Origin of the sequence: Streptomyces dangxiongensis (genome assembly GCF_003675325.1) — a bacterium.
GTDB classification, from domain to species: Bacteria; Actinomycetota; Actinomycetes; order Streptomycetales; family Streptomycetaceae; genus Streptomyces; species Streptomyces dangxiongensis.
In genome coordinates, this window is sequence record NZ_CP033073.1 from 6,105,889 (window position 1) to 6,120,989 (window position 15,101).

General features: G+C 73.7%; 14 protein-coding genes and 1 riboswitch. Of the genes, 7 read left to right on the forward strand and 7 right to left on the reverse strand.

Annotated elements, in window-relative coordinates; genetic code table 11:
- Window positions 1-96: 96 nt before the first annotated feature.
- A riboswitch (cobalamin riboswitch) is annotated at window positions 97-237 on the reverse strand.
- A gap of 130 nt (window positions 238-367) precedes the next feature.
- From D9753_RS27545 to D9753_RS27555, 3 genes are read right to left on the reverse strand one after another with little or no spacing between them, the layout of a single operon-like run.
- Entirely contained in the window at window positions 368-595 is a 228-nt protein-coding gene (locus D9753_RS27545; protein ID WP_121789457.1) for a hypothetical protein, read from the reverse strand.
- A gap of 35 nt (window positions 596-630) precedes the next feature.
- Window positions 631-1,887, reverse strand: a complete 1,257-nt coding sequence (locus D9753_RS27550) for an inorganic phosphate transporter (protein WP_121789458.1) — start codon at window positions 1,885-1,887, stop codon at window positions 631-633.
- Window positions 1,869-2,492: a GH25 family lysozyme gene (locus tag D9753_RS27555; protein WP_394346759.1), complete on the reverse strand. Its 624-nt coding sequence runs from the start codon at window positions 2,490-2,492 to the stop codon at window positions 1,869-1,871. The genes D9753_RS27550 and D9753_RS27555 overlap by 19 nt, the downstream gene beginning before the upstream one ends.
- Window positions 2,493-2,955: 463 nt before the next feature.
- Between D9753_RS27555 and D9753_RS27560 the strand changes: the two genes are divergently transcribed.
- The 3 genes from D9753_RS27560 to D9753_RS27570 all read left to right on the forward strand — a co-directional run bounded on the left by D9753_RS27560 (window position 2,956) and on the right by D9753_RS27570 (window position 6,539).
- Window positions 2,956-3,642 carry a class II aldolase/adducin family protein gene (locus D9753_RS27560; RefSeq protein WP_121791319.1) on the forward strand — a complete coding sequence of 229 codons (687 nt, stop codon included), beginning with the start codon at window positions 2,956-2,958 and terminating at the stop codon, window positions 3,640-3,642.
- 178 nt (window positions 3,643-3,820) lie between these two features.
- Window positions 3,821-4,948: an alpha/beta hydrolase gene (locus D9753_RS27565; protein ID WP_121789459.1), complete on the forward strand. Its 1,128-nt coding sequence runs from the start codon at window positions 3,821-3,823 to the stop codon at window positions 4,946-4,948.
- Between the two features lie 172 nt (window positions 4,949-5,120).
- The gene (locus D9753_RS27570) at window positions 5,121-6,539 is read left to right on the forward strand and encodes a hypothetical protein (protein WP_205614278.1); all 1,419 of its coding nucleotides are present in this window, start codon (window positions 5,121-5,123) and stop codon (window positions 6,537-6,539) included.
- A gap of 16 nt (window positions 6,540-6,555) precedes the next feature.
- On the opposite strand, the gene D9753_RS27575 is transcribed toward D9753_RS27570, so the two are convergent.
- Window positions 6,556-6,969: a VOC family protein gene (locus tag D9753_RS27575; protein ID WP_121789461.1), complete on the reverse strand. Its 414-nt coding sequence runs from the start codon at window positions 6,967-6,969 to the stop codon at window positions 6,556-6,558.
- A 212-nt stretch (window positions 6,970-7,181) separates the two neighbouring features.
- Between D9753_RS27575 and D9753_RS27580 the strand changes: the two genes are divergently transcribed.
- From D9753_RS27580 to D9753_RS27595, 4 genes are all read left to right on the forward strand, one after another.
- On the forward strand, window positions 7,182-8,126 hold the full coding sequence (locus D9753_RS27580) for a PQQ-binding-like beta-propeller repeat protein (protein WP_240468299.1): 945 nt from the start codon (window positions 7,182-7,184) through the stop codon (window positions 8,124-8,126).
- 130 nt (window positions 8,127-8,256) lie between these two features.
- Window positions 8,257-9,855, forward strand: a complete 1,599-nt coding sequence (locus D9753_RS27585) for an ABC-F family ATP-binding cassette domain-containing protein (protein WP_121789463.1) — start codon at window positions 8,257-8,259, stop codon at window positions 9,853-9,855.
- Between the two features lie 335 nt (window positions 9,856-10,190).
- Window positions 10,191-10,412 (forward strand): helix-turn-helix domain-containing protein, encoded by a 222-nt coding sequence (locus D9753_RS27590; protein ID WP_010355597.1) that lies wholly within the window; start codon window positions 10,191-10,193, stop codon window positions 10,410-10,412.
- Window positions 10,413-10,529: 117 nt separating this feature from the next.
- Window positions 10,530-11,333 carry an enoyl-CoA hydratase/isomerase family protein gene (locus D9753_RS27595; RefSeq protein ID WP_121789464.1) on the forward strand — a complete coding sequence of 268 codons (804 nt, stop codon included), beginning with the start codon at window positions 10,530-10,532 and terminating at the stop codon, window positions 11,331-11,333.
- Window positions 11,334-11,576: 243 nt separating this feature from the next.
- Here D9753_RS27595 and D9753_RS27600 read toward each other — a convergent pair whose 3' ends face one another.
- The 3 genes from D9753_RS27600 to D9753_RS27610 all read right to left on the reverse strand — a co-directional run bounded on the left by D9753_RS27600 (window position 11,577) and on the right by D9753_RS27610 (window position 15,090).
- Window positions 11,577-12,332 carry an SDR family oxidoreductase gene (locus tag D9753_RS27600; protein WP_121789465.1) on the reverse strand — a complete coding sequence of 252 codons (756 nt, stop codon included), beginning with the start codon at window positions 12,330-12,332 and terminating at the stop codon, window positions 11,577-11,579.
- A gap of 5 nt (window positions 12,333-12,337) precedes the next feature.
- The gene (locus tag D9753_RS27605; protein ID WP_121789466.1) at window positions 12,338-14,128 is read right to left on the reverse strand and encodes a glycoside hydrolase family 15 protein; all 1,791 of its coding nucleotides are present in this window, start codon (window positions 14,126-14,128) and stop codon (window positions 12,338-12,340) included.
- A 164-nt stretch (window positions 14,129-14,292) separates the two neighbouring features.
- Entirely contained in the window at window positions 14,293-15,090 is a 798-nt protein-coding gene (locus tag D9753_RS27610; protein WP_121789467.1) for an SURF1 family cytochrome oxidase biogenesis protein, read from the reverse strand.
- Window positions 15,091-15,101: the final 11 nt, after the last annotated feature.

Genomic DNA, 15,101 nt, shown 5'->3' on the forward strand with positions numbered 1-15,101 from the left:
GGCGGGAGCGGTCCGGGTGCGGGTCCTCGAACGGGTCCTCGATGGGCAGCCGAGCATGTCGCTGTAGGTCCTCACTCAGGGTGTCCGCGCCCTGGTTCGACGTGAATCGGCGGTGAGAGTTCCTGGCTCCCGGGGATTCCTCCCCGGTGACAGTGGCGGGACCGCGCCGGATTCGCACCGGCTTCCTCTTCTGCCGCCGTAGATGGCCTGGGCAGTCCACCACGCGCCCGGAAGGGCCGTCAACTTGCCGTTGACCTGCGTGGGGAGAGTGTGCCGATCACCACACCGAGGGACGTGCGGGCCGGGTGGGACATGACGGAGGCTCCCCTCCACGGCCGGTGCGGGGGAGCCTCCGAGGGGGCGCGGGTCAGGCTTTGGCCACGACCAGGTGGATGCCGTACGCCACCGCCGCCGCGCAGGCCGCGAAGCAGAGGTAGGCGCCGGTGACGGCGAGTCCCGCGGTGCCGCCCTGCGCCGTGGCCTTCTCGCGCCGGTTCAGGCCCGCGATGCCGAGGGTGAACAGGGACACGAGGCCCACGGTGGCCACGAGGCTCACTCCGAAGACGGAGCCGAGGGCCGCCCAGTCGATCTTCATGGGGATGCTTCCTTCGGTAACCGGGGTGACCGGGCTCAGACGGTGGCGGCCGGGGCCGCCGGGGGAGCGGGCTCGACGGCCGGGGCCGTGGCCTGCTGCGGGAAGGCGATGTCCAGGTCGACGACGACCTGGCCGGCCGGGGGCGGGATCACGGCGGCGATGGCGGTGGTGACCACACCGGCCGGCTCGCCGCTCTCCTGGACCACGTGGGTGTGGTCCACGACCTCGCGGCGGGAGAACTTGTAGATCGCGGCGCTGGAGGCGACGAGGAAGACGGCGACGACTGCGGTACCCCAGTCACCCAGGCCGGTGACGGACTCGGCGCCCGCGCCGACCAGCGCGGCGGCCGGGAGGGTGAGCGCCCAGGCGACGAACATGCGGGTCGCGGTGGACCAGCGGACCACACCGCCCTTGCGGCCGAGGCCCGCGCCCATCACCGAACCGGAGACGACGTGGGTGGTGGAGAGGGAGAAACCGAGGTGGGCGGAGGCCAGGATGGCGGTCGCGGCGCTGGTCTGGGCGGCGAAGCCCTGGCGCGGCTCCAGGTCGGTCAGGCCCTTGCCCATGGTGCGGATGATGCGCCACCCGCCGATGTAGGTGCCGAGCGCGATGGCCAGGCCGGCGGAGAGGATCACCCAGGTGGGAGGGTTGGAGCCGGGGGCGATGGAGCCGCCCGCGATGAGGGCGAGGGTGATGATGCCCATCGTCTTCTGGGCGTCGTTGGTGCCGTGGGCCAGGGAGACCAGGCCGGCGGAGGCGATCTGGCCGGCGCGGTAGCCCTTGCGGGTGGCCTCGCCGTCGGCGGTGCCGCCGATGCCGTAGGAGAACCGGGTGGCCAGCAGCGAGGCGAGACCGGCCACGAGCGGCGCGGCGACCGCCGGGAGCAGCACCTTGGTGACCAGAACGTCACCGTGGACGGCGCCGAAACCGGCGGAGGCGACGGTGGCGCCGACCAGGCCGCCCATCAGGGCGTGCGAGGAGCTGGAGGGCAGGCCCACCAGCCAGGTCAGCAGGTTCCAGAGGATCGCGCCGACCAGCGCGGCGAAGATGACCTCGGGACGGATGCCGCTCTCGTCGACGAGACCCTTGGAGATCGTGTTCGCGACCTCCACGGAGAGGAAGGCGCCCACAAGATTGAGGGCGGCGGACATGGCCACCGCGATCTTGGGCTTCAGGGCGCCTGTGGAGATGGTGGTGGCCATCGCGTTCGCGGTGTCGTGGAAACCGTTCGTGAAATCGAACGCGAGAGCGGTTACCACCACAATCGCGAGGATCAGCGAGAAGCTTTCCATTTACCCAGGCAATCGTTCGACGTCATTGGCGAGTCGAACGTAAGCAACCTGGGTGAACGGAAGATGAACTGGGACCGGCATGGTGGTGACCGTCGTACGGGTCCCGAGTGCCGCTCGGCCCGGCCGCCCCAGACGCCCCTTGGCCGCCGGCCCCGCGCGAACGTCCGCGGCCGGCCTGCGGAGCCGTCGAAGAGATCCTGGTCACCCGGCAGCGCGCCCGGCCGTGCGGTGCCGTGCCGGGCGATCCGCAGCGGGTTCGAGGAGGCGAAGGCGCGGCTGTCGCCGGTGCACCGCCTCCACCGCCGGGTCGTCGTACGGACCACCGGGCGGCGGCCCGTCCGCCGCGCCTTGCCCGGGCCGTAGCACTTGTGCCGGGTGCTGTACGGGTTGTACTCCACGTCCGGCGCCGGCGGCGGCGTCCGGCCGTCCGCCCGCCGGTCGCCGCCGTGGCGCACGAAGTACGCGGCCTGCCGGGCGCCGTAGGAACGATTCGGCAGGGCGAAGTGGTACGCGCCCCGGATCAGGCCGGCCGTGCGCGCGCCGGCGTCCTGCCCGGAGAAGTGGGGATTGCGGTGCGTCGTGGACTCGGTCGCCTTGACGTACACGAACCGCGCGGCCCCTCGCCCGGGCGGCCGGCCGGGCGGCCCGCCACTGGTGGAACGGCACGTCGTGCCCCCGGGGGAGCGCCGTGGTGGACTCCACCGGCCCGGCCTGCGCGGCCACGGCGGTCCCCGTCAGGGCGGGGGCCGCCGCGACCGCCGCCACGAAGCCGGCGTGGTGGCGGTCAAGGGTGCCGTGTACGGGCCGTGCGTCTCTGCGGTGTGACGGACGGCCGGGGCTCCGCGGGCGGCGGCGACCGTCCGGATCGTCCGGTGAGCAGAAGTGGGCGGAAATGGGCAAGAGGGACCATTGCAGGGCCGGTGATCGTCGAAGCTGTGTCTGTTTCGAGCGTTTCGCGATCGTTTCCCCCGTTCGGTGGAACGCCTTCCGGCAGGCCTCTGGCACGGCTTCCGAAGGGAAGTGACCGGCCCGCCCACGCGGCACCGGGCCGACTGGCAGGATCACCGCATGGCTGAACTGCGGCGGAACCCGGCAGACGCGGAAGAGACCGGGCAGGAAGAGACGCGACTCTGGGCGGAACTGGTCGCGACGGCACGCCGGACCGTCACCGACGGACTCGTGGTCGGCACCTCCGGCAACGTCTCCGCGCGCCTCGGGGACCTGGTGCTGATCACCCCGACGGGCGTCCCCTACGACCGGCTCACCCCCGGCGACCTCACCGCCGTCGACCTCACCGGCCGCCAGACGCGGGGCACCCTGGCGCCGACCAGCGAACTGCCCATGCACCTCGCCGTCTACCGCACCACCGACGCCCGCGCCGTCGTCCACACCCACGCCGTGCACGCCACCGCCGTCTCCACGCTCGTGCCCGCGCTCCCGCCGATCCACTACATGGCCTGCGCCCTCGGCGGGCCCGTCCGCGTCGCCCCCTACGCCACCTACGGCACCGACGAACTGGCCGAGCACATGCTCCGCGCCCTCGACGGCCGCTCCGGCTGCCTGCTCCGCAACCACGGCACGATCACGTACGGCACCACCCTCGACCAGGCCTACGACCGCACCGCCCAGTTGGAGTGGATGTGCCGCCTGTGGCTCACGGCGTCCTCCGTGCCGGGCCTGACGCCGTCTCTGCTGTCGGAGGCACAACTGGCCGAAGCCGGGGAACGCTTGAAGGGGTACGGCCAACGGAGGTGACCCCTTGCCACCCAGCCCGACACCACGCCGACCGAACAGGGCCCCACACACCCCGACCACCAGCACGCCCCCGCCCGGCCTGCTCCGCCTCCATCGCGGTTTTGGGGGCCGAGTACTCACCTCACCCCCGCCCACCGCTCCGCTGGCCGGTGGCGCGCACCGCCCCGACACTGGACCCGTGCGCATCGTCAGAGCGACCGCCACCGCGGTCACCGCCGCCGTCGCCGCCGGCCTGGCCTCCGTGGCCGCCGGACGGTTCGCCAGCGACGCCGCGCTGAAGGCGCCCGCGGGCCGCCCCCTGCCCACCGAGCCCCGCCTCACCGTGCACGGCACGGGCGCCGGCCGGATCACGCTGACCCGCGACCTGGCCACCCTGCGCCCGGGCACCTACGGCCTCGCCGGGGACGGCAGCCACGCCGTCGTCGGCCCCGTCCTGGAGGCGCCCCGGCACACCGCCGACACCGTCGTACGCCGCCTGGAACGCGTCACCCACGGCGCGTTCGCCCCCGGCGACGCGGTGTGGCTCACCCCCAACCTGTACGTCGGCAACCCGGGCACCGCTCTCGGCCTCGACCACACCGACGTCGAGGTGCCCGGCGAACTCGGCGCACTGCCCGCCTGGTTCCTCCCCGGTCACCGGGACATCTGGGTGATCGCCGTGCACGGCCTCGGCACCACCCGCGAGCAGGTCCTGAACGTCCTGCGCTTCCTGCACGGCCGCAGTCTGCCGGTCCTCGCCCTCGCCTACCGCGGCGACCTCGGCGCCCCCCGCCCGCCGGACGGACTGCACCACCTCGGCGAGACCGAGTGGCGCGACGTCGACGCGGCGATCCGCTACGCCGTCGGCCGCGGCGCCCGCCGGGTCGTCCTGCTCGGCTGGTCCACGGGCGCCACCATGGCCCTGCACGCCGCCGGGCACTCCACCGTCCGCGAGCGCGTCGCCGGACTCGTCCTCGACTCCCCGGTGCTCAACTGGCAGGCCACCCTGCGCGCCCTGGCCACGGCCCGCCACACCCCCCGGCCGCTGCTGCCGCTCGCGGTGCGGGCCGCACAGGGCCGCGCCGGGCTGCGCACCGGCCGGATCACCGAGGACACCGGACCGGCCCTGCTCCGCGTCCCCACCCTGCTCATCCACGGCCCGGACGACCAGGTCGCCCCCTGGCGGTTCTCCCGCCGGCTCGCCCGGGACCGCGCCGACCTCGTCTCCCTGCACACCGTGCCGGGGGCCCCGCACGCGGCGATGTGGAACGCGGACCCCTCGGAGTACGAGGAACAACTGCGCCGGTTCCTGACCCCGCTGATGTGACACCCCGGCGCCGGGGTGCGGCCGGCCCCGGCCCAACCGTTCCGCTTGCGGCCGTGAGACTGGCCGGAACATGCCTTCCCGAGCGCCCTGTCACGCCGTGCGTTGGCCACCCCCGTCGCCCCCCGTGACATTCCGTTTGGGTTTTCGGACCATCAACCGGAAGACTGCACCCGTGACGTCCCGTATCCCGCGCGACTCCAGGCTCCGCCTCGTCCGACCACGACCCCTGGCCGCCGCCCCCAGAGCTGTGAACCAGCGGCGCCCGCGCCGCGCCGCACCCCGGCCGCCGGAGGGCACGCCCGCACCCGCCGAACTGGCCGGAATGGCCCGCAGCGGCCTGGCCGGCGCGGTCCGCGTGGCCCGCTGGGCGGACGCCGCCCTGGGCCCCGGCCGAGAGGGTGCCACCGCCGACGGCAAGGCCACCCTCTCCGGGGCCACCGCGGAACGCGCCGCCGCCGACCTGGGACTGAGCCCCGCTCAGATCCGCGCCGACTGGGACACCGCCCGCCTCGCCGGGCTCGTCGAGGTGCACGGCGACGACGCGCGGCCCGGCTGGCGCCTGCGCGCCTGGGACCGCGACGACAGCGCCGTCCTGCGCGGCTGGGTCGCGCTGTTCGACGCCTGGTCGCTCGCCTGCCCGGAACCCGACGCGCACGAGCCCGCCGCTGTCGCCGAGGTCGTCTCGGCCATGCCCCAGGTGCTCTCCTTCCTCCAGTTGTCCGCCGGCCCCGTCCCGGTCGAGCAGCTACTCGACCTGCTCCAGCAGCGGGTCACCGAACTGCGCACCGAACGCTGCGAGGTCTCCTACGAGCCCGGCACCGGCCGGCCCGCCGGATCCCCCGCCCCGGTGGATCCCGCCCCCGCCGCGGACGCCCCCCTCGCCCCGCTCCTCGACTGGGCGCTGCGGGCCCTCGCCTCCGTGGGCGCCCTCACCTACGGCGCCGGCCAGGCCACCCTCACCCCGCTGGGCAGCTGGGCGGTCTGGGTCAAGCTGGAGCAGATCTGCGTGGCCGCGCAGAGCCCCGCCGGCAACATCGAGCAGTCGGCCGAGGACATGCTCCGCGGCTGCGCCCAGCTCCGCCCGAACGCGGCCCGCGCCGAGTACCGCGCCTGGCTCGCCGCCCGTCCCGTCGGCAGCGCCGTCACCGAGCTGATCCACGCCGCCCGCGGCGACGACGCCCTGCTGCGCGGCCTGGCCTTCGAGGCGCTGCGGGTCGTCGGCGCCCCCGCCGAGCCCGACGTGCGGGCCGTCGTGGACGAGCCCGCCCTGCGGCCGTACGCCCTGCTGTGGCTCGCCGAGCACGACGGCGTCGACCCGGAGGACGCCCACGAGGTCCTCACCCGTGAGGAGGCCACCTGGCTGTGGGTGGACACCGCCGCCGCCGTCGCCGACCACGGCGAGGCGCCGATGCTGGTCCGGCACCTGGAGTCCGCGGTGCAGCCCACCGTCCCCCAGCTACTCGACGAGGTCCGCGCCGTCGGCCACCCCCGTACCGTGCAGGTCCTGGTCGCGCTCGCCGCCGCCCACCCCGACCCGGCCCTGGCCAAGGCCGTGCGACGGGCCGCGTTCCAGGTGCACACCGGCAGGTGAGCGGCGCGGAGCCGGCTCAGGCGCCGATCTCGGGGGCGTACGTGCCGAAGCTCCAGACGTTGCCCTCGGTGTCCCGGGCCAGGTAGTCCCGCGAGCCGTACTCCTGGTCCGTCGGCGGCATCAGGATCTCCACGCCGTGCGCCACGGCCCGCTCGTGGTGGGCGTCCACATCGTCCACCACGACGTACACCCCGGCGGGTCCGCCGTCCCTCAGCGCCGTGTCGAAGACGCCGCCGCGGCCCCTGGAACCGATCATCACCGCGCCGTTGCCCTGGACCAGCTCGGCGTGCAGCACCGTGCCGTCCGCCGTCTCGTACACCGACAGCTCGGTGAAGCCGAGGGCCTCCGTAAGCTGTCTGATCGCCGCCTTCGCGTCCGCGTACAGCAGCGTGGGGCAGATGCCCGGCCGTGCGCCGCCCGTGCCCGCCATGCCGACCACTCCTTCGCGCGTCGCTTCCGGTACCTCCGAGTGTCGCAGGCACCACCGACAGCGCCCCGGCCGAGCGGCCCGCGCGCCACTGCCCCCGGGCACCCGGACGGGCGACGTACCGGCCCCGTCGGAGCCCGGCGCCCCCGCCCGGCGACCGGATCCGGCTACGCTCGCGCCCGATCCATGGCCGGGAACAGCGGAAGGGGGCCGAGGTGGCGGCTCCACCCCACCGGGCCCGCCCGCCCCGAACCGCCCCTGAATACCCCGGGAAGGCCGCCGAGGCGCCGGGGATCGCCGAGGCACCGAGGGCCGACGAGGTGCCGGGGACTGCTGAAGCCCCAGGGGCTGGCGGGGCGCGGGGGACCGCCGGAGCCACCGGGGCGCCGGGGGTCGCCGGGCAGGACCGCGCGGCCACCGCCTCCCGTCACTCCGCCTCCCCCCACCTCACCTCCGGCCACCCCGCTCCCGGCCACGCCCCACCGCTCCGGGCCGTGGCGCCGTACGTCCGCCGGGCCTGTGGTCTCCTCCTCGCGTTCGGTCTCCTCGCGGCGGCCCATCACCTGCGGCCCGCCCCCTACGGCGACCGCCTGACGACCTCCGCGCGCGTGGCGGGACAGCCGCGCGGCGGGCCCTGGACGCCGAGCGCCCGGGGGAGCGCCGTGGCCGCCCGTGACGCCCGTACCGGCGCCGTCCGCTGGCGTTACGCGCGCGCGGGGCACCGGCCGGCCGCCGTGCTCCCCGCGCGGGGGGAGGTGATCGCGCTCTGGGACGACGGACTGCTCACCGACACCGACGGCCGCTCCGTACGCTGGCACCGCGCCCTGCCGGACGCGGCCGAGTGGCTCCCCGCCCAGGGCGGCACCGGCGTCCTGCGCCCCCTCGGCCCGGACGTCCTCGCAGTCGTCACCCCGCACCGCGTCACCGCGTACCGCATCGCCGACGGCGACCTGCGCTGGGTGCTGCCCGCCCACGAGGGCTGCGTCTTCCGGTCGCGGGGCGCCGTACGGCGGGGCGCGGCCCTGCTGCTCGCCCAGCCGTGCGCGCACACCGCCTGGACCGGACAGCTCGTCGCCCTGGACGACCAGGGCCGGATCACCCCCGGCCGCGACCCGCTCGGCAACGGTCTCCCGCGCCGGGGCCCGCGCGCGCGGACGTAGAGAAGACGTAGAAAAAAAGCGCTTGCCCGGCCCCGTTAGACTTGGCCCATGGCCATTCTCCTCGCGCATTAGACGGCGGGAACGTCCGCAGCCCCCCACCCGCCAATCCGTTACGCCCTGGAGTCTGTCCTTGATCTCCGCCTCCGGTATCGAGCTGCGCGCCGGTGCGCGCGTCCTCCTCGAGAACGCCAGCTTCCGTGTCGCCAAGGGCGACCGCATCGGTCTCGTCGGCCGCAACGGCGCCGGCAAGACCACCCTCACCAAGTGCCTGGCCGGTGAGGGCGTGCCCGCCGGCGGCACGATCACCCGCTCCGGCGAGGTCGGCTACCTGCCGCAGGACCCCCGCACCGGCGACCTGGACGTCCTCGCCCGCGACCGCATCCTGTCCGCGCGCGGCCTCGACATACTGATCCGCAAGATGCGCGACAACGAGCAGCGCATCGCCAACGGCCAGGGCGCCACCCGCGAGAAGGCGCTCAGGCAGTACGAGCGCCAGGAGACCGAGTTCCTCACCAAGGGCGGGTACTCCGCCGAGGCCGAGGCCGCCACCATCGCCGCCGCGCTGAACCTGCCCGACCGCGTGCTCGGCCAGCCGCTGCACACCCTCTCGGGCGGTCAGCGCCGCCGTATCGAGCTGGCCCGCATCCTGTTCTCGGACGCGGACACCCTGCTGCTCGACGAGCCGACCAACCACCTCGACGCCGACTCGATCGTCTGGCTGCGCGACTACCTGAAGACCTACCGCGGCGGCTTCATCGTGATCTCCCACGACGTCGACCTGGTCGAGACGGTCGTCAACAAGGTGTTCTACCTGGACGCCAACCGCTCCCAGATCGACGTCTACAACATGGGCTGGAAGCTCTACCAGCAGCAGCGCGAGGCCGACGAGAAGCGCCGCAAGCGCGAGCGCGCCAACGCCGAGAAGAAGGCCGCGGCGCTGCACACGCAGGCCGACAAGATGCGCGCCAAGGCCACCAAGACGGTCGCCGCGCAGAACATGGCCCGCCGCGCGGACAAGCTGCTGTCCGGTCTGGAGGCGGTCCGCCAGTCCGACAAGGTCGCCAAGCTGCGCTTCCCCGACCCCTCGCCCTGCGGCAGGACGCCGCTGATGGCCGAGGGCCTGTCGAAGTCGTACGGCTCGCTGGAGATCTTCACCGACGTCGACCTGGCCATCGACCGGGGCTCCCGCGTCGTCATCCTCGGCCTCAACGGCGCCGGCAAGACGACGCTGCTGCGGCTGCTCGCGGGCGCGGAGCGGCCCGACACCGGCCAGGTCGTCCCCGGTCACGGCCTCAAGCTCGGCTACTACGCGCAGGAGCACGAGACCCTGGACCCCGACCGCACGGTTCTGGAGAACATGCGCTCGGCCGCCCCCGACCTGGACCTGGTCGAGGTCCGCAAGGTGCTCGGCTCGTTCCTGTTCTCCGGCGACGACGTCGACAAGCCCGCCGGTGTCCTCTCCGGCGGTGAGAAGACCCGGCTGGCGCTCGCCACGCTCGTCGTCTCCTCGGCGAACGTGCTGCTCCTGGACGAGCCGACCAACAACCTCGACCCGGCCAGCCGCGAGGAGATCCTCGGCGCCCTGCGCACCTACAAGGGCGCGGTGGTCCTCGTCACCCACGACGAGGGTGCCGTCGAGGCGCTCCAGCCGGAGCGGATCATCCTGCTCCCGGACGGCGTCGAGGACCTGTGGGGCGCCGACTACGCGGACCTCGTCGCCCTGGCGTGATCGAAAGACTGATCCACTGAGTATGGATCATTCGGCCGATCCGTGATCCACCATCTGTGTGAGATCTCCTCGTATCGAGGTGTGTCGTACACGGATTTTCCGGCCGATCCCCCGGTAGTCGGGGGATCGGCCGTTTCGCGTCTCTGACCTGGTACTTCGCGAATCCACCCGTTCGGGTCCACGGACGCCACCGCATGGAATGTCTGATTCCGATTGTGGGGACCGACTCCTGTCGTCACAACGATGTCGCACGGACCTTGCCGAATGGGTGGCCATCACGCCCGGAAGGGGTGATCATGAGGAGACCAGAGCGCACTTCCCATGAGGAGGCACGGGTGGCCGAGACTCTGAAGAAGGGCAGCCGGGTGACCGGCGCCGCGCGCGACAAGCTCGCGGCAGACCTGAAGAAGAAGTACGACTCCGGTGCGAGCATCCGGGCGCTGGCCGAGGAGACCGGCCGCTCGTATGGCTTCGTGCACCGGATGCTCAGTGAGTCGGGCGTCACGCTGCGTGGACGCGGCGGAGCGACCCGGGGCAAGAAGGCCGCGACGTCCTGACGCCGGGCGGCCCATCGGCTTCGATGGTGGCCACCCGGTCGGCGGACTGACCGGCCGGGTGGTTACTGTGCAGTCACTTAGCTCTGCTCTGCTGACCGCACTCACCGGAGGCGCCCCATGGCTTCGCCCGACCAGGACCTCGCTCCCGTACTCGACAAGGACGGCGTACGGCTCACCGTCGACGACACGCTCGCCACGGTGACGCTGACCAACCCGGCCAAGCGCAACGCGCAGAGCCCCGCTCTGTGGCGGGCGCTCGCCGAGGCCGGTCAGCGGCTGCCGGGCTCCGTCCGGGTCGTCGTGCTGCGCGGTGAGGGCAAGTCCTTCTCCGCCGGACTCGATCGGCAGATGTTCACGCCGGAAGGGATCCCGGGCGAGCCGTCCTTCATGGACCTCGCGCGCCGTGACGACGCCGGGCTCGACGCGACCATCGCCGAGTACCAGGAGGCGTTCACCTGGTGGCGGCGGAACGACATCGTGTCCATCGCCGCCGTCCAGGGCCATGCCATCGGCGCCGGCTTCCAGCTCGCCCTCGGCTGCGACCTCCGGGTCGTCGCCGACGACGTGCAGTTCGCCATGCGCGAGACCAGCCTCGGACTCGTTCCCGACCTGGCCGGCACCCATCCGCTGGTGAGCCTCGTCGGATACGGCCGCGCGCTCGAGATCTGCGTGACCGGACGGTTCGTCGGGGCCGAGGAGGCGGTGACGAGCGGCCTGGCCAGCCTCGCCGTGCCCGCGTCGGAACTCGACGCGGCGGCCCGGGACCTGGCCGCAGCGGTCCTCGCCGCACCCCGGGACGCCGTGGTGGAGACCAAGGCGCTGGTGCGGGGCGCGCGGGACCGGGACTACGACACCCAGCGCGCCGCCGAACGCGCCGCACAGACCCGCCGCCTGCGAGACCTGGCGGGCCTCGGCGAATAGCCCCACGCGCGGGTGGCGGCCACGACAACCACGAGGCCGCCCCCGCCGCCGGACCTCTTGCCGCCGTCCGGCCTGTCGCCGACTCCCCGACCGTGGCAACCGCTGCGCCGCCCCCGCCGTGCCAACCGCGGCAACGTCCCCGCCGTCGGGCCCGCCGCCGGCTCCTGTACGGCGCCCGGTGCCGACGGGCCGCGCCGACGGCCCGGCGATGCGGCGGCCCGGCGGTGTGGCGCCGTCGGTTGCCTAGAAGCCGTGCAGCATGCCCCCGTCGACGGGCACCATGAGGCCGGTCAGATAGGACGCGGCCGGGGACAGCAGGAACGCGGCCACCTTGCCGAACTCCTGCGGGGTCCCGTACCGGCGCAGCGGAATGCGGGACTCGTTCGCCGCCCGCGTGGCCTCGGGGTCCGCGGACAGCGCGTCCAGCTCCCGTACGCGGTCCGTGTCGATCCGGGACGGCAGCACCCCCACCACCCGGATGCCCCGCGGCCCCAGCTCGTCCGCGAGCGACTTGGCGAATCCGGCGAGCCCGGGCCGCAGCCCGTTGGAGATGGTCAGCCCCGGGATGGGCTCGTACACCGACCCCGACAGCACGAACCCGATGACACCGCCCGCCGTCAGCTCGGCCGCCGCCGCGCGGGCGACCCGTACCGCGCCGAGGAACACCGACTCGAACGCGCCGCGCCACTGCTCGTCGGTGTTGTCGGCGACGAACCCCGGCGCCGGCCCGCCCACGCTCACCAGCACCCCGTGGAAGCCGCCGAAGTGCTCACGCGCGGCGGCGATCAGCCGCTCGGCGGCCTCCGGGTCGGCGTTGTCCACGGCCACGCCCACCGCGTTCGGGCCCAGAGCGGCGGCGGCGTCGGCGACCCGCTGCCCGTCCCGGCCGGTGATGACCACCTTCGCGCCGTCGGCGACGAGTTCCCGCGCGGCGGCGTTGCCCAGCCCGCGCGTGGCTCCGGTGACGACGAACACCCGGTCCTTCAGTCCAAGATCCATGGCCCCTATCCTGCCTCGTCGTCCCCGAAGAGGGTGAGGGCGGTGTTGACCAGGCCGATGTGACTGAACGCCTGCGGGTAGTTGCCCAGCAGGCGGCCGTCCACCGGGTCGTACTCCTCGGCCAGCAGACCCACGTCGTTGCACAGGCCCACCAGCCGGTCGAACAGCTCCCGCGCCTCCTCCGTCCGGCCGGTCCGGTGCAGCGCGTCGGCCAGCCAGAACGAGCAGGCCACGAAGGTGCCCTCGGCACCGGGCAGCCCGTCGATCTCCGAGCCCGCGTCCCTGGTGTCGTAGCGGCGCAGGAAGCCGCCGTGCCCGAGGTCGTCGCGGATCGCGTCGACGGTGCCGACGACCCGCGGGTCGTCCGGCGGCAGGAACCCGACGCGGGGGATGAGCAGCAGCGCGGCGTCCAGGCCCCGGGAGCCGTAGTACTGGGTGAAGGTGTTCCGCTCCCGGTCGAAGCCCTTCTCGCACACCTCCCGGTGGACCTCGTCGCGCAGCGCGCGCCAGCCCTCCAGGTCGCCGCCCAGCCGCGGGTGCCGCTCCATGGTGCGCACGGCCCGGTCGAAGGCCACCCACACCATCACCTTGGAGTGCACGAAGTGGCGCCGGCCGCCGCGCACCTCCCACAGGCCTTCGTCCGGCTGCCGCCACGCCGTCTCCAGGTACCGCAGCAGCGCACGCTGCATGGCCCACATGTGCGGCTTCGTGGGCAGGCCCGAGCCGCGGGCCAGTGACAGCGAGTCCATCACCTCGCCGTACACGTCGAGCTGGAGCTGGTCGACGGCGCCGTTGCCGGTCCGCACGGGCGCTGAGTCGGCGAAGCCGGGCAACCACGGCAGTTCCGTCTCCGGCAGCCGCCGCTCACCGGCGACGCCGTACATGATCTGGAGATCGGCCGGGTCGCCGGCGACCGCGCGCAGCAGCCAGTCCCGCCAGGCCTCGGCCTCCTCCTGATAGCCCGCGGTGAGCAGCGCGCCGAGGGTGAGGGTGGAGTCGCGCAGCCAGCAGTAGCGGTAGTCCCAGTTGCGCACACCGCCCGGCTGCTCGGGCAGGGATGTGGTCGCCGCGGCGACGATCCCGCCGGTCGGGGCGTAGGTGAGGGCCTTGAGGGTGATCAGCGACCGGACGACCGCGTCCCGGTGGGGGCCGTCGTACCGGCACCGCCGTGCCCACCGCCGCCAGTCGGTCACGCTGTGCTCCAGCGCCTCGTACGGGTCGATGAGCGGCGGGCGCTTCTCGTGCGAGGGGTGCCAGGTGAGCACGAACGCGATCCGCTCGCCCTCCTCGACGGTGAACCGTGCGTGGGTGGCGTGGTCCTCGCCCCAGGTGTCCACGGCTGGTTCGGTGCGCAGCCAGGCGGAGTCCGGGCCCGCGACGGCCACCCGGTGGCCGTCCGCGCGCCGCATCCACGGCATGACCGAGCCGTAGTCGAAGCGCAGGCGGAGGGTGCTGCGGACGGTGACCCGGCCGCTGATCCCCTCCACGATCCGTACGACGTCGGGGGCGCGTCCGCGCTGCGGCATCAGGTCGGTGACCCGCACCGTGCCGTCGGAGGTCTCCCACTCGGTGTCGAGGACGAGGGTGTCGGACCGGTAGGCGCGGCGCGTGCAGGTGTCCGTACCCTCGGGAGCGATCCGCCAGTGGCCGTGGTTCTCGTCGCCCAGCAGCCGGGCGAAGCAGGCGCCGGAGTCGAAGCGGGGCAGACACAGCCAGTCGACCGAGCCGTCCCGTCCGATCAGGGCCGCGCTCTGCTCGTCGCCGATGAGGGCGTAGTCCTCGATACGCGGGTTCACGGGGTGCGGTTTCCCGGTGGACCAGGGGGCCAACCAGAGGGTGCGCCGACGGGGTGAGACTCTCCCGCAGCCCATCGCGCCCCGGCGGCCGGGGAGCCCGACGGCCGCAGAGCCCGACGGCCGCAGAGCCCGGTGGCCGGAGAACCCGGTGTGCGGTGTCCGCCTCAGACGGTGGCCGGCTCGCTCTCCTCCGGCTTCCGCTCGGCCGCGGTCTCCTCCCGGTCGCGGATCTCGCGCCGCACCAGGAACCACCAGCCGACCGGTACGGCCGCCGCGAACAGCCACCACTGGATCATGTACGCGTAGTTCAGCGGGGCGTCCTCGCTGCCCGGGTCGGAGATCTGTTCGGGGGAACCGCCCTTTGCCGCGGGCGCGGTCTGCTCGACGTAGCCGCCGAGTACCCGCGCGCCCAGGCGGTGCGCCTCCTCCGCGCTGTTGATCAGCATGATCTGCCGGTCGGGGAGGCCCTCGACGTTCTTGATGCCGCTCGCCGCGGTCGTCTCGTCGGCCTTCAGCCGTCCGGTGACCGTGGTCCGGCCGGCCGGCGGAGCGGGGATCTTCGGGAACGCGGTCTGCGCGCCGTTCGCGGGGATCCAGCCGCGGTTGACGAGGAGCACCATGCCGTCCGTGAGCACCAGGGGGGTCAGGACGTGGAAGCCGACCTCGCCGTCGGAGCTGGTGCGGCGCCGGACCACGACCTGCCTGGCGGTGTCGAAGGTGCCGGTGGCGGTGACCGTGCGGTACTTCTCGGTGCGGGTCACGGTGTGACCGGGGGACGTGAGCCGCTCGACCGGTACCGGTTCGGCGTGCAGCGCGGCGGAGACCAGGTCGTTGCGGGCGGTGCGCTCCTGGTACCGGTGCTGCTGCCAGAAACCCAGCTTGATCATCGTCGGGATCAGCGCGATCGCGACGAGGGTGAGGATCACCCACTGGCGGGACAACAGGAAGCGGTAGCGGTGCACCCCACGACGTT